The sequence below is a fragment of the Caproicibacterium sp. XB2 genome (genome assembly GCF_044880635.1).
Classification (GTDB): Bacteria; Bacillota; Clostridia; order Oscillospirales; family Acutalibacteraceae; genus Caproicibacterium; species Caproicibacterium lactatifermentans.
This window is the reverse complement of the sequence record NZ_CP173227.1, coordinates 132,375-146,047: the sequence shown is the minus strand read 5'-3', so window position 1 is coordinate 146,047 and position 13,673 is coordinate 132,375. Positions and strand designations below refer to the sequence as shown.

Sequence of the window (13,673 nt, the reverse complement as noted above, 5' to 3'; positions counted from 1 at the left end):
TTATCATTCTCCCTTTCCCTGCAGCTCCCGCCGCAGTTTTCTTGTCTGCATCTTGGTCAGTTCTGTCTGGGCGCGTGTCAGGGCCGCTGTGGCAAGTTCGGTTGCGTCCTGCAGCGTTACATCGTTCCACTCAATCTGGAACGGCACATTTCCCCTGCCGGAAAGCTGCAGCCACAGCGTACAAATGCGGCGGATAATTGGATTCAGCAGACGGCGGTACGCTTCCAGTTCACTGGTCAAAATATCCGCCTGCTGGCCGCTCATGCGCTCAGTGCTCGACCACGTTAGCCCCAGCAGAAACGGCGGCAGCCCTAATTTCGCCACAATCTGCTCCAACATCTGCCGCACCGGTACCGCACTGTCCAGCACCTGGTTGTCCGCACCGATTGCCTGAATATGTACATCACCGACCGCAACAAAGTCGCTTCTGCTGTCCGGCCGCATGGCACGGCTCCACTCCTGTGCCATTTGCTCCGCGTGTTCCGCAGCAAAGGCGCGGTCGTCCTCATTTGGGGTGCAGGTAACGGCAAACCGTACGTTCCCTACGCGTTCCCAGTTGACACCGATGGTGTGGAAAATCGTAACTAAAATGTTGGTTACAAAAGGAAGCCCCTGCAGAATGCTCCTGCCTTTGGCGCTTCCCGGCAGTGGGTTCAGCGCTGTATGAAAGACAAGCTCCGGGTACGGCACCGGCCGGCTGCCGCCGACACACCGGCGACGCACTTCTATTTCCACCGGTGACTTTGCCCGCAGCTCTACGTCCTGCAAAGAAGCATTGTACAGTGCCCGAAGCTCTCCGCCCTGCACCACGGCCTCCCCTACCGCATTGCCGCAGGTCAGCAGCTGGTCCAAATAGCAGTCCAAAAAGGCTGTAATACCGGCCCCGCCGGTCCCCACCGGCACGGTTCTGAGGAACTGTTCCAATTCCAGCCGTGTATCCTCTCCGGCACAGACAATGCGGAACTTTCCCACCAGCCTCACCAGCTTATCAATGGCTGCGTCAATAACCGGCACCGCCTGCCGCAGCTTCCAATACAATCCCAATTCTCCGCTGGACAGCGGCACATACCGCTGTACCGCTGAAAACGGCAGATCCTGTCCGCCAGTCTGTATAGCCAGCGTACCTGCCGATACCTTTTTCCCTCTCTTTTTTCGTATCAACTTTTTTCTTCCCTCTCTTTCCGCGGAACGGCCGCCGCCGCAAAGCCACCGCTCTCCTGCCGCAGAACCGTAGAAACGAAGTACCGAATGTCGTCCATGGCATGGTCATTCTCCTTCAGCGGTTCTTCTTTACCGTCCTGCCAGCGGTACAGCGAAAATTCCCGCCAAGTGTCCCGGCAGCCGTGGCAGATGCGAATGCGGCCCTCTTTTAGTGCCAATCCCGTGCGGCGAATTCCCTGCAGCACCTCATTTTTTGCCGGCAGTACCGGAAACCTGCCATGCCTGCGGATGGTCTCCATAAAACTTGCCGCCGAGGGGTCCACAACTACACAGCGAATTCTGTATCCGCGGCAAATCTTTTCCAGCGCGCAGTAATGTTCTTCGTCTGTCCGCGGGCTGTGCTGCCGCCCGTCATAGTAATATTCTGACAGTCGATACCAACAGCCACCGTTTTTGCCCCATAATCCAAAGGAACTGGGGTTTTTTGTGCCATAATCACAACTCACTACATACTCCGTACAGGTTTTGGGATTGTCCGCAGCCATTTTGTCCGTCATAAATGGATAGATGAGTCCTTCCGCCGCGGCCCAGCGGCCCAAAATGTACCGTTCGTAAAAAGTTCCGGTATACAAATTCCGGTAGCGGGCACGCATCCGCGGGGAAAGAGAGGGGTTGTCCTCCATGGTAAAGTGCAGGTACAGCGCATTCTTTTCCGCCGCCTTCTGTATCCATTCCGTGTAAAACCAGTGCTGCGGTCCCTCTGGATTGCAGTTAAACCAAAAGCGGCTACCCTCAACACTGCACCGTGCCAGTGCCTGCTGGACAAACTCCCGCGGCAGCAGCGCCGCCTCGTCAAACAGCACACCCGCCAAAGTAATTCCTTGTATCAGCGCGGCGCTGCTGCTGTCCCGTCCGCCGAACAGATAGAAACGATTCTTCAGCTGTCCGGCGGAAACCGTCAGCAGGTTTTCGCTCCCTTTTACGGTGTATTCGAAACCGGCAGCCGACAGTGCCGGAAGCAGTGTCGTAACAAGGTTCCGTTTTAAAGAACGCACGGTTTTTCCGCACAGTGCAAAGCTCTTGTCTGAAAAGCATGCCATTGCCCAGCACACAAAGCCCAGCCCCATGCACAGCGTTTTGCCGCTGCGCACTGCTCCGTCACAAATAACGGCGTCCTTCTGTTCGTCACCGCTGCCGGGACACCACCAGCTCATGGCCCGCAGCTGCTGTTTACTGAAGCGCATCCCTTCCGCTCGGTCCGCCCTCCTCCCGCACTGCCTGTGCTGACTGGTTCAGTGCGCTGTACAAAGGCTGCATGTTTTCGCCACCGCCCAGTTCCGCCATCATTTGCGCGGCTTTCAGCCGGTCGGCAAATTTGATTTCCACACTGCCTTTGTCGCTGCGTTTTATTTCTTCCACACACGACAAATCCAAATTTTGCAGGTCGCTGGCCTCCGGTGGAAAAAACAACAGCCGTACCGCGTCATTCACCTTCCCGCGGGCCAGCTTTCGGCAGACACGCAGTGCTTCTTTTTGTGTATCCATGTGTTTGCTCCTCTCTTTTTGGTTTTGCAGGTTGTCCCTGCACCCCTCCGGCCAAACGCAGATGGAATTCGCCGTTTTAGGCGAATTTTTTATAGAACTTTTTAAAAAAGGATAAAAAAGCGGCTCTCCGCAAATAAATGCAGAGAACCGTTCCATTAAAAAAGCACTGTCTGTTTAACAAGCAGACAGTGCTTTTTGTTATTTTGCCGCGGAGGACGAACTTTCGCCCTTATCCTCCAGCAGTGCAACGGTCTTCGTCAGCATTTTCCGCTGACTGACCGAATAAATTTTTACCCGTACTTTGTCTCCCGGCTTGTAACTGGTCATCTGCCCTAGCAGCTCATCCGTAGTCGTCACATCTTTGCCGTCAAACTCACACAGGATATCGCCCTTTTCTACTCCATTATGATACAGTGGACTGTCTTTGTCGATTGAAAAAATCTGCAGGCCGTTTGGTATGCCTTTCATCTGCATCTCCAGCTGGGACACTGGGGCGCAGGTAATGCCGATACGCGTACGGCCCGGCACATAACCGGTATGAATCAGCTGGTTAATAATCGTGCTGGCTTTGCTGACCGGAATGGCAAACCCCATGCCCTCGTAGCCGGTGCTTACTATTTTGCAGGAGTTAATTCCCACAACCTGCCCATACAGGTTGCACAGCGGTCCACCGGAATTCCCGGGGTTAATTGCCGCGTCCGTCTGGATATATGTCATGCCGTTTCCGCTGTGGCCGGCGATGGTGCGGTCCAGTGCAGAAACATAGCCGCCGGTCAGGCTGTTGCTGTAGTCCATTCCGCTCGGGTTGCCAATGGCAATGACTTGCTCACCAACCTGCAGTTCGTTTTCGCTGCCAAACTGGGCAGGCATCAGTCCGGTTGCGCTAATCTTCAGGACGGCAAGGTCACTCGTCTTGTCAAAGCCCAGAATGCGAGCCTTATATTCAACTTTTTTGCCCGGCAGTACTACATTCACGTCCGCGCTGGGACTGTATCCTATGACATGCGCGTTGGTTAGGATAACGCCGTCGCTGCTGGCGATGATGCCGGTTCCCTGGCTGTCGCTTTCATTGCCGTCCTCATCAGGCAGCTTTGTCAGCACGCCCACAACGCTAGGGCTAATCTTGCTGAAAACGTTCTGTGCAGACATTACCGCACCGCTTTTTTCCTGGATAATGATACTGCTGCCTGTGCCCTTTCCGTCATTAGGAACGGTATTGAAAGCGCGGGAACTGCTTTCGGTTTCCTTCGGCTGAGAAGAAGAGGAAGAACTGTCCTGCCCCGCTTCGGAAGTCTTTTGGTTTGAAAAAGTCACAGCAAACAGCGTGACAAATATCGCCAGCAGTACCGAAAGAATGGCGATAAGCACCCGCGTGCCGTTGTTCATCGGCCGGTGCGGGCGGTAACCGCCGCCGACCGGCAGATACGGCGGCGGGCAGGGCGGCACAAAGCCGCCCTGCTGTGGGGCGCCTGTTGCCGGATTTCGATAGGCAGGACCGTTTCCCTGCGGTGGCACTGGAGCGTCCTCCTGTGTCTTTCCTGCATCAGGCTTCTCCTTTTGCGGACAGCCGGCAGGATACCAAATTTCCGGACGATATGGCTGCTGTCCGTTGTTTTCGGACTGCGGCTGTTTATTTTGTTCCATCTTTACCGTCCTTTTCTTTTGGAGCATCAGAAGCAGAATCGCTGTTTTCTTTTTTCATATTTTCCGGCGCGGGCTTGGCGTTCTTCCCTTTCTGGTAAGCTTGTCGGGACGGCTCTACTACCTGCGCACATACAGTTGTCGTCGGCAGCTTCTCCCCCTGCTGCGGAATTTCTCTTGGCAGCCAGAAGGAAAACTCACTGTACTTGCCTAATTCAGAGCGAGCGGTAATCTCACCGCCGTGCTGCTGTACAATGGTACGCACAATGTAAAGCCCCAATCCCATTCCAGCGCGGTCCTTGCTGCGGGATTTGTCTGTTTTATAGAAGCGGCCAAAAATCTGCCCCAATTCCTCCGACGCAATTCCTTCGCCGCTGTTGCGAATCGTCACGGTTGTGCGTGCGGACTCTTCCCGAACATTGACGCGAATATAGCCACCGGGATTTGTAAATTTAACTGCGTTTTCTACCAGATTGTAAATAACTTGGTGCAGCAGGTCCGGGTCGCCATCCACAAAAGCCGGGTGCGTTTCGTCCAGTCCCTGTACTTCAATTCTTTTTGATTCAATCTGTTTTTCAAAGTTGAGCATTGTCGTCAGCACGGTATTGGTAATGTCAAAACGTGCTGGGTGCAGCTTCAGTTCACCGTTGTCGATGTGGGAAAGGTCCAGCATGGTATGTACCAGCCGGGATAGGCGCTTTACTTCCTGTGAAACAATCCGCAGATAATGCTTCTGCTTTTCCGGCGGAATAGTTCCGTCCAGAATGCCGTCAATAAAGCCGGCAATGGTTGTCATCGGCGTCTTTAGTTCGTGGGAAACATTGGCGATAAAGTTTCGGCGGGTATACTCGCTGGTTGCCAGTGACTCTGCCATGTGGTTAAAGGCAACTGCCAATTCGCCTATTTCGTCGCGGCTGGTAACCGGCACCCGTTTGGAAAAGTTTCCTTCCCCAAAGCTTCTGGCCGCGTCCGCCATCATCCGAAGCGGGCGCACCATATTGTAGGAAAATACCCAGACCATACAGAATCCCACGGCAAAAGCCGCGCACGCTGCAAACAGAAACATCCGGAAAATATCCTTGCGGTATTCCGTCAGGCTGTGCACCGCCACACTGGCGAAAACCGCGCCAATCGTCTGTCCGCCGCTGGAAGCATTCGCTTTTACCGGCATGCCTATCACATAGTACGGCATTGCGTAAATACCGCCCAGCAGCGTTTCGTCATCATAACTGCCCGCCAGTGCCCGTTTCATGATGTCTTTTGGTACCTGTCTGCTGACATTAATCGTTCCGTCTACGCCTTGTCCGGATACCATAATATTTCCCTTATTGTCTGTAATCAGAATATCGCTGGAATTGATGCGGCACAAAGCCGGCAGGAACTGGTCCAGTGCTTCCCTGTCAATTTTTGTGCCGCCGGAGCTGTCCGGCGCTGTGCCGTGGGTGACCATGTCCGCCACACTGGTGGCATTTTTGGTCAGGGCCGCACGTTTTTCATGCTTCCAGTTGCTGTTGAAAAACAGCAGCATAACCAGTCCCAGAATCGTAAAGCTGACCAAAATAGTCAGCAGCGTCATTCGCAGATATTTTTTAAACAGCGACTTTGGTTTTCCTTGTTTGCTCACTATGACCACTCATCTTTCCCTGCAAAATGTTTATCCCGCCTCTGCCGCAGGGATGCGGGATACCAGCGCTTTCCGGCCAATTTACTGGCCGTTTTGGTCTGTATCATCCTTGACTTCAAATTTATACCCAACGCCCCATACCGTTTTCAGGCACCACTGGTCAGAAACACCTTCCAGCTTTTCACGCAAACGCTTCACATGTACATCCACGGTACGGCTGTCACCGTAGTAGTCAAATCCCCATACTTCATCCAGAAGTTGGTCGCGGGTGAAAACGCGGTTCGGGTTGCTGGCTAAATGATAAATCAGTTCCATTTCCTTTGGCGGTGTATCAATAACCTTTCCGTTGACTTTCAGTTCATAGTTGGTCAGGTTAATGGAAAGCTTGTCGTAGTGTACTTCCTTGACCGTTTGGTTGTTGTTTTTGCCCGTACGGCGCAGTACCGCTTTAATCCGCGCCACCACCTCTTTGGTTTCAAAGGGCTTAACCACGTAGTCATCGGCGCCCAGTTCCAGACCCAGCACCTTATCAAAAGTTTCACCCTTGGCCGTCAGCATAATAATCGGGCACTGGCTCTTTCTCCGGATTTCCCGGCAAACCTGCCAGCCGTCCAACTCCGGCAGCATAATGTCCAGCAGAACAAGGTCCGGATTCTGTTCATCAAACAGTTTCAAGGCCTGGCGGCCGTCATTTGCAATAACCACCTCAAAGTTTTCTTTTTCAATATAGAGCCGCAGCAGCTCACAGATATTCTGGTCATCGTCCACGACCAGTATTTTTCCTTTTGTCATGTCAGGGGCCCTCCTTTAGCCTGTAGATATACGTATTTTATTATAAAAGGATTGGCTTTGCAAATGATGAATTTTTTATGAACGCCAAAATAGTGGCAGTAAAAAGGGACTGCCGAAGCAGTCCCTTTTTTTACGGTTTCTTCTTGTTTTTCAGACTATTTAAAAGCCCGCCTTGGTCAATGATATTCTGAATGAACGGCGGAAACGGCTCCGCCTGAAAGGATGCGCCAGTCGTCAGGTCCTGAATCTTTCCTGTGGCAAAATCCACCTGCACCTCATCACCATTCCGAACCGCTTTTGCTGCCGCCTCACATTCCAGAATCGGCAGACCGATGTTAATGGAATTGCGGTAAAAAATACGTGCAAAGGTGCTGGCAATCACACAGGAAATGCCGCTTGCCTGTATGGCAATCGGTGCGTGTTCCCGCGAAGAACCGCAGCCAAAGTTTTTATCGGCAACAATAATGTCCCCGGGTTTGACATTTTCAATGAAGCTCTTGTCAATGTCTTCCATGCAGTGCTGTGCCAGTTCCTCCCGGGAGGACGTGTTCAGGTACCGTGCCGGAATAATGACGTCGGTGTCAACGTTATCCCCATATTTATGTACTTTTCCTTTTACAACCATGCTCTGCATCCTCCTTTTACAGCTTGGCCGGGTCTGTCAGCACACCGGTCACAGCACTTGCCGCCGCAACCGCCGGGCTTGCCAGATAGACTTCACTTTCCACATGGCCCATACGGCCGACAAAGTTGCGGTTCGTTGTAGAAACCGCGCGCTCTCCCTTTCCCAGGATGCCCATATAGCCTCCCAAACACGGCCCACAGGTCGGTGTGCTGACAACCGCACCCGCTTCAATAAAGGTTTCTATCAATCCCTCACGGATACACTGCAGATAGATTTTCTGTGTTGCCGGAATGACAATACAGCGCACGCCGTCCGCGACTTTGCGGCCCTTTAAAATAGACGCCGCCGCGCGCATATCTTCCATACGGCCGTTTGTGCAGGAGCCGATGACTGCCTGGTCGATTTTAACACCCACCGCTTCGGCAATGGTGCGGGTGTTGTCCGGCAGATGTGGGAAACTGACGGTCGGGCGCAGAGTGGAAAGGTCAATTTCCACGGTACGCTCATATTCGGCGTCCGGGTCCGCTTTATAAATCTTCACTTCCCGTTGAAAACGGCCTTTTTCGTAGGCCAGCGTTTTCTCGTCTACTGGGAAAATGCCGTTCTTTGCGCCGGCCTCAATGGCCATATTCGCCATGCACAGGCGGTCCTCCACGGACAGCGCCCCCACACCTTCCCCGGTAAACTCCAGCGATTTGTACAGGGCACCGTCTACACCGATTTCCCCAATGAGATGCAGAATCACGTCTTTGCCGCAGACATAGCCGCTCGGCTTGCCTTTCAGCACCACTTTTATCGCTGTGGGAACCTTAAACCATGCTTTCCCGGAAATCATGCCGGCAGCCATATCCGTACTGCCCACACCGGTGGAAAACGCACCCAGCGCGCCATAGGTACAGGTGTGGCTGTCCGCGCCGATAATGCAGTCGCCCGGTCCAACCAGTCCCTGCTCCGGCAGCAGGGCATGCTCAATGCCCATTTTGCCGACATCAAAAAAATTCTGAATATTATATTTGCCGGCAAAAGTACGTGTACAGCGGCACTGCTCGGCCGCCTTAATGTCTTTATTCGGCACAAAATGGTCCAGCACCAGCGCAATACGCTGATTATCAAACACACTGTCTGCGCCGCAGCCTTCAAATGCGTGGATTGCCACCGGGCTGGTAATATCGTTGCCCAATACGAGGTCCAGCTTTGCCTCAATCAGCTGGCCAGGTTTTACGCTGTCCAGTCCCGCATGCGCCGCCAGAATTTTCTGTGTCATGGTCATTCCCATACCAAATGCCTCCTTGCCAAAACTCTTTTCCTGATTATCGCACAATTCATTTACAAAGAATGTAAAGTATGTTACACTTTTTGCAATAATCCATAAAGATAAGGGCTGTGGGCACGTTGTGTCCCTGTCCGTACGGAAAGATAGGAAAAAGAGGTGCTTTCATGGAACCTAACAGTTTTCATTTCACTGCTCCCGCCGCCGGATGGTCTGTTTTGGCGCAAGGGCAATCCCTGCATACAGTACCGCACGGCCACATTCTGTATCTGCAAGGGGAGGCAGGGCACTGTTTCTATTATCTGAAAAAAGGCCGTGTCCGCATTTTCCTTATTTCCAACGAAGGGACGGAAAAAACGGTGACCGAGCGGGAACCCGGCTCCATTTTTGGCGAGGCCTCTTTTTTGGACGGTGAACCGCGTACCACCTGTGCCCGCACCCTGACAGACTGTGAAATCGCCGTTATCGGCCGCGAACAGCTAACTGCTCTGTTTCGGCGGGACCCTTCTTTTGCGCTGCAAATGCTGCAGACACTTGCCAAAACGGTGCGAATGCTTTCTGAACAGCTGGATACCGTTTCTTTTTTGTCGGCGGACCGGCGGCTGGCAAATATTCTCTTTTCCCTTGCTGCGGCAGATGGTACCATTTGTCGTTCTCAGGAAGATTTGGGTGCACTGGCCGGTGTTACACGCATCACCGTCAACCGCATACTGCACACATTTGTACAAAAAGGCTGGGTTGCGCTGCGTTATCGCAGCATTACCCTGACAAACCGCCCCGCATTGGCAGCTTTTGCCGCCGGATAGACAAAACCGAGACCGCTGTGAAAGTTTCGTTTCACAGCGGTCTCGGTTCTCTAACAGCTATTTCTTGCCTATCAGTTTCTGATACACGCGGTAGCTGGCATCCCAGTATTCCTTGTGCACCGTATATTTTTTATCGTTATCCGGGTACAGTACACGCATATTGGCCGTTAACGTCAAACCTTCGTGCTGCATTGCCTTTGGCAGCGCCATTTTTGCGTGGGAGGTATCCCACGCACCCTGTTGCTGAATATAGGTATACCCTATTTCATCACATAAAAAAAACATATCACTGTAATCGCTGAGGTCGCCCAGCAGCCGTGTTTCGTTTATTTGTGCCCGCTGTGGGTCCATATTGCTTAAACCAACCGCATAATTACTGATTTCTACGGTAATATGTCCGTCACCGTTGCGGTCATTCGCGCACTTTTCAAGCTTCGCCTGATAATCGTCGATGACATCCTGGCTGACCTGATACTGTGTAATCAGCCCCACCTGATAGTCAGGGCGCACCTTGCCAAAAACATCATGCAGGAAAAGGGCCGCCACAATCGCAATGCCAATCGCAATCAGCACATGCCACTTATGGTAATACCAAAAATTCTCCCGTTTTTCCTTCGGTGTTTTTGGGGCCCGCTTCAGCTCACCACTGTGGATTGTTTCTTCATCCGCATGCAGCAGATAACGCTCACGTGCCATCGCTTACTCCTTTGGTTTCATAGTTGGGAAGAGCAGCACATCACGGATTGCGTCAGAGCCGGTCAGCGTCATGATCAAACGGTCAATGCCGATGCCCAAACCGCCGGTCGGTGGCATACCATACTCCAAAGCAGTCAGGAAGTCCTCATCAATGTCACAGGCTTCCTCATCACCGGCTGCCTTTGCCGCGGCCTGTGCCTCAAAGCGCTGACGCTGGTCGATTGGGTCGTTCAACTCAGAGAATGCGTTGGCATGCTCAGTTCCCACAATATACAGTTCAAAGCGTTCCGTATAGCGCGGGTCCTCCGGGCTCTTTTTGGCCAGCGGAGAAATGTCGGTCGGGTGATAAGTCAGGAAAGTCGGCTGAACCAGTTTGTCCTCACAGTATTCGTCAAAGAACAGGTTCATAATGTCGCCAATCTTGTGACGCTGTTCGTACTTCAAATGATGTTCATCCGCCAGTTTCCGTGCTTCGTCCAGTGTCTGCACCTTGTCGAAGTCCACACCGGCATACTTCTTCACAGCGTCCTTCATGCTGATGCGTGCAAACGGCTGTGCAAAATCGACTTCCACACCATGGGTAACAACCTTTGTCGTTCCCAGTACCTTCGTTGCGACTGTGCGAATCAAATTTTCCGTCAGGTCCATCATGCCATGGAAATCCGTGTAGGCCTGGTACAGTTCCAGCATAGTGAATTCTGGATTATGACGAGCGTCCATGCCTTCGTTGCGGAAGACACGGCCAATCTCATAAACACGGTCAAAGCCGCCGACAATCAGACGCTTCAGGTACAGTTCCAGCGCAATGCGCAGATACAGGTCCATATTCAGGGTATTATGATGCGTAATGAACGGACGTGCCGCGGCACCGCCTGCAATCGTGTGCAGAACTGGCGTTTCAACTTCCAGAAACCGCTGGTTGTCCAGGAAGCTGCGAATCTCCGTAATAATGCGGCTGCGCTTGACAAATGTGTCCTTTACTTCCGGATTCATAATCAAATCCAGATAGCGCTGACGATAGCGCATATCCGTGTTGGTCAGGCCATGGAACTTTTCCGGCAGCGGCAGAAGACTCTTGCTCAGCAGTTTGATTTCTGTGGCACGCACACTGATTTCACCGCGTTTTGTGCGGAAAACAATACCCTTTACGCCGATGATGTCACCCACATCCCAGTAGGCTTTCATCTCTTTATAGGGTTCTTCCCCTACCTCGTTGATACGCAGATAAATCTGAATGCGGTCAGTTGTGTCCACTACATCCGCAAAAGTGGCTTTGCCCATGACACGGCGGCTCATCATTCGGCCGGCAATGCACACGGGCTTGCCCTCTATCGTTTCAAAATCCGCTTTAATGTCAGCAGCATAGCTGTCACGCGGCCATGTGGTAATGACGAAGGGGTCTTTGCCGGCTTCCTGCAGGGCTGCTAGTTTTTCGCGGCGAATACGCTGCTGTTCACCAAGGTCCTGTTCTGCGGCCGGCTTGGCCTGATTTTCCTTGTTTGCCATGAATCCAATTCCTTCCTAAGGGCTGCACCGGTATGCCGGTGTACCTGTTTTTACAAATCCGAATATAAAACTTTGCCTTGTTTACTTAATGACTTCCAGAATCTCATAGACCTTCTTTCCAGCAGGCACCTCTATCTCCACTTTGTCGCCAATGGAATGTCCCATCAGCGCACCGCCTACGGCACTTTCGTCGCTGATACGGCCGGAAATAGGGTCCGCTTCGCTGCTGCCGACAATGGTCAGCTTCATTTCGCGGCCGCCCTCTGTGCTGCCTGCATCGGACACACGCACCTTCATGCTGGAACCAACATGAATCTGCTCCGCATTCATTTCACTTTCGGTCAGGATACGTGCATTTTTTAGGGTTACTTCCACATCGGCGATGCGTGCTTCCAAAATTGCCTGTTCGTTTTTTGCTTCATCATATTCACTGTTTTCGGAAAGGTCACCGTAGCCCAAAGCCACTTTAATTTTTTCCGCTACTTCTTTACGTTTGACGCCTTTTAATTCTTCCAGCTCTTTTTCCAGCTTGTTATAGCCTTCCTGGGTCATAACGGTCTGTTTCTGCATGGTAAAACCACCTTTTCAGGGAGCAGGCTCCCGCATTGAGATATACTTCTTTATTATAATAAATTGTATTTGCGCTGTCAATCCTAACCGCAAAAGGCCGCAGGAACAGTGGGAAAACACCGTTCTGCAGCCTTTTGTGCAGGTTCGTCTTTATTCGCCAAACTTTTTCTTTAGTTTATCAAAAAAGCCCTTGCGCCGCTGATAGTTATGGTCGCTGGTACTTTCTTCAAATTTACGCAGCAGTTCTTTCTGCTTTGTTGTCAGGTTCTTTGGCACTTCCAATACCATGCGTACATACTGGTCACCGCGGCCGCGGCCGCCCAGTTTCTGCACACCCTTGCCCTTCAGCTTAAAGACATCGCCGGGCTGAGTTCCTTCGCGCACCTGATAGCTGACCTTGCTGTCCAGCGTGGGTACAACCACTTCGTCACCCAGTGCAGCCTGTGCAAACGTAATCGGCATATCGCACCAAATATCATTGCCACGCCGTTCAAACAGCGCGTGCGGACGTACAGTTATCAGCAGATGCAGGTCACCGTCCGGACCGCCATTTGCACCGGCATTACCCTGTCCCGGCACATTCAATACCTGCTGATTGTCAATTCCGGCGGGAATGTTGATTTCCACCGTCTTGTGCTTGCGCACCTGACCGGTACCGCGGCAGCTGGGACACGGTGTGTTAATCACACGACCGGTGCCGCCGCAGCGGTCACAGGTACGGGTTGTCTGTACAACGCCCATAAAGGTCTTCTGCGTGATGCGCACTTGGCCGGAGCCCCCGCACGCCGGGCAGGTAGAGGCACTGGTACCGGCTTTGGCTCCGGTGCCATGACAATCAGGGCAGCTTTCCACTTTATCGTAGGAAACCTCTTTGTGGCATCCTTTGGCAGCTTCCTCAAATTCTATGGACAGCCGCACTTCTACGTCACTGCCGCGGCGGGGTGCATTTGGATTAGACCGGCGCCCACCGCCAAAGGGACTTCCACCAAAGGGGCTGCCGCCGCCAAAGAATGTGTCAAAAATATCGCCAAAGTCCACATCTCCGGAGAACGGACTGCCGCCAGCCGCCCCGCCAAAGTTCGGGTCCACACCCGCATGGCCAAACTGGTCGTACCGGGCACGCTTTTCTTTGCTTGACAGTACTTCGTACGCCTCATTCAGTTCCTTGAATTTGGCCTCAGCAATTTTGTCGCCCGGATGTAGATCCGGATGATATTTTTTTGCAAGTTTATGGTATGCCTTTTTGATTTCTTCCTCAGAGGCATTCTTCGGCACGCCCATTACTTCATAGTAATCCTTTTTTTCAGCCACAAAAATCCCTCCTCACAGGAATTGGTCTGCTGTGCGGCCCCTGCGGGCCGCGGAAGAACAGTCCTTTTCAGGATACTGTCCTGGGTGCCGGCAGGGCAACAGGGGCTTCGTTTGGGGAGCCCCTGT

13 protein-coding genes are annotated in these 13,673 nt (G+C 52.5%); 1 reads left to right on the top strand and 12 read right to left on the bottom strand.

Annotation, left to right across the window (positions count from 1 at the left end):
• Positions 1-3: 3 nt before the first annotated feature.
• The 8 genes from ACIHKT_RS00615 to leuC form a co-directional block, all read right to left on the bottom strand.
• Positions 4-1,161: a serine/threonine protein phosphatase gene (locus tag ACIHKT_RS00615; RefSeq protein ID WP_236849699.1), complete on the bottom strand. Its 1,158-nt coding sequence runs from the start codon at positions 1,159-1,161 to the stop codon at positions 4-6.
• Entirely contained in the window at positions 1,158-2,405 is a 1,248-nt protein-coding gene (locus tag ACIHKT_RS00610) for a PBSX family phage terminase large subunit (RefSeq protein ID WP_086034932.1), read from the bottom strand. The genes ACIHKT_RS00615 and ACIHKT_RS00610 overlap by 4 nt, the downstream gene beginning before the upstream one ends.
• Complete coding sequence (locus ACIHKT_RS00605; protein ID WP_086034931.1) at positions 2,392-2,706, bottom strand: hypothetical protein; 315 nt, start codon at positions 2,704-2,706, stop codon at positions 2,392-2,394. The genes ACIHKT_RS00610 and ACIHKT_RS00605 overlap by 14 nt, the downstream gene beginning before the upstream one ends.
• Positions 2,707-2,904: 198 nt before the next feature.
• The gene (locus ACIHKT_RS00600; RefSeq protein WP_174192616.1) at positions 2,905-4,350 is read right to left on the bottom strand and encodes a S1C family serine protease; all 1,446 of its coding nucleotides are present in this window, start codon (positions 4,348-4,350) and stop codon (positions 2,905-2,907) included.
• On the bottom strand, positions 4,337-5,971 hold the full coding sequence (locus tag ACIHKT_RS00595) for a sensor histidine kinase (RefSeq protein WP_404352523.1): 1,635 nt from the start codon (positions 5,969-5,971) through the stop codon (positions 4,337-4,339). The genes ACIHKT_RS00600 and ACIHKT_RS00595 overlap by 14 nt, the downstream gene beginning before the upstream one ends.
• Before the next feature lie 81 nt (positions 5,972-6,052).
• The gene (locus tag ACIHKT_RS00590) at positions 6,053-6,763 is read right to left on the bottom strand and encodes a response regulator transcription factor (RefSeq protein WP_086034929.1); all 711 of its coding nucleotides are present in this window, start codon (positions 6,761-6,763) and stop codon (positions 6,053-6,055) included.
• Between the two features lie 130 nt (positions 6,764-6,893).
• Complete coding sequence (leuD, locus tag ACIHKT_RS00585; RefSeq protein ID WP_086034928.1) at positions 6,894-7,388, bottom strand: 3-isopropylmalate dehydratase small subunit; 495 nt, start codon at positions 7,386-7,388, stop codon at positions 6,894-6,896.
• Positions 7,389-7,404: 16 nt separating this feature from the next.
• Complete coding sequence (gene leuC, locus ACIHKT_RS00580; protein WP_086034927.1) at positions 7,405-8,664, bottom strand: 3-isopropylmalate dehydratase large subunit; 1,260 nt, start codon at positions 8,662-8,664, stop codon at positions 7,405-7,407.
• Between the two features lie 161 nt (positions 8,665-8,825).
• Here leuC and ACIHKT_RS00575 point away from each other — a divergent pair, with 161 nt between their 5' ends.
• Complete coding sequence (locus tag ACIHKT_RS00575; RefSeq protein WP_086034926.1) at positions 8,826-9,464, top strand: Crp/Fnr family transcriptional regulator; 639 nt, start codon at positions 8,826-8,828, stop codon at positions 9,462-9,464.
• 57 nt (positions 9,465-9,521) lie between these two features.
• On the opposite strand, the gene ACIHKT_RS00570 is transcribed toward ACIHKT_RS00575, so the two are convergent.
• The 4 genes from ACIHKT_RS00570 to dnaJ form a co-directional block, all read right to left on the bottom strand.
• Entirely contained in the window at positions 9,522-10,160 is a 639-nt protein-coding gene (locus tag ACIHKT_RS00570) for a hypothetical protein (protein WP_086034925.1), read from the bottom strand.
• 3 nt (positions 10,161-10,163) lie between these two features.
• The gene (gene lysS, locus ACIHKT_RS00565; protein ID WP_086034924.1) at positions 10,164-11,666 is read right to left on the bottom strand and encodes a lysine--tRNA ligase; all 1,503 of its coding nucleotides are present in this window, start codon (positions 11,664-11,666) and stop codon (positions 10,164-10,166) included.
• A gap of 81 nt (positions 11,667-11,747) precedes the next feature.
• Positions 11,748-12,236, bottom strand: a complete 489-nt coding sequence (gene greA / locus ACIHKT_RS00560; protein WP_086034923.1) for a transcription elongation factor GreA — start codon at positions 12,234-12,236, stop codon at positions 11,748-11,750.
• Between the two features lie 150 nt (positions 12,237-12,386).
• Positions 12,387-13,547: a molecular chaperone DnaJ gene (gene dnaJ, locus ACIHKT_RS00555; protein ID WP_086034922.1), complete on the bottom strand. Its 1,161-nt coding sequence runs from the start codon at positions 13,545-13,547 to the stop codon at positions 12,387-12,389.
• Positions 13,548-13,673: the final 126 nt, after the last annotated feature.

Bases quoted from the DNA above. Each gene is read 5' to 3' on its own strand.
- lysS (WP_086034924.1), bottom strand. From the start codon at position 11,666: ATGGCAAACAAGGAAAATCAGGCCAAGCCGGCCGCAGAACAGGACCTT.
- ACIHKT_RS00575 (WP_086034926.1), top strand. From the start codon at position 8,826: ATGGAACCTAACAGTTTTCATTTCACTGCTCCCGCCGCCGGATGGTCT.
- ACIHKT_RS00605 (WP_086034931.1), bottom strand. From the start codon at position 2,706: ATGGATACACAAAAAGAAGCACTGCGTGTCTGCCGAAAGCTGGCCCGC.
- leuD (WP_086034928.1), bottom strand. From the start codon at position 7,388: ATGGTTGTAAAAGGAAAAGTACATAAATATGGGGATAACGTTGACACC.
- ACIHKT_RS00610 (WP_086034932.1), bottom strand. From the start codon at position 2,405: ATGCGCTTCAGTAAACAGCAGCTGCGGGCCATGAGCTGGTGGTGTCCC.
- ACIHKT_RS00570 (WP_086034925.1), bottom strand. From the start codon at position 10,160: ATGGCACGTGAGCGTTATCTGCTGCATGCGGATGAAGAAACAATCCAC.
- ACIHKT_RS00590 (WP_086034929.1), bottom strand. From the start codon at position 6,763: ATGACAAAAGGAAAAATACTGGTCGTGGACGATGACCAGAATATCTGT.
- leuC (WP_086034927.1), bottom strand. From the start codon at position 8,664: ATGGGAATGACCATGACACAGAAAATTCTGGCGGCGCATGCGGGACTG.
- ACIHKT_RS00600 (WP_174192616.1), bottom strand. From the start codon at position 4,350: ATGGAACAAAATAAACAGCCGCAGTCCGAAAACAACGGACAGCAGCCA.
- greA (WP_086034923.1), bottom strand. From the start codon at position 12,236: ATGCAGAAACAGACCGTTATGACCCAGGAAGGCTATAACAAGCTGGAA.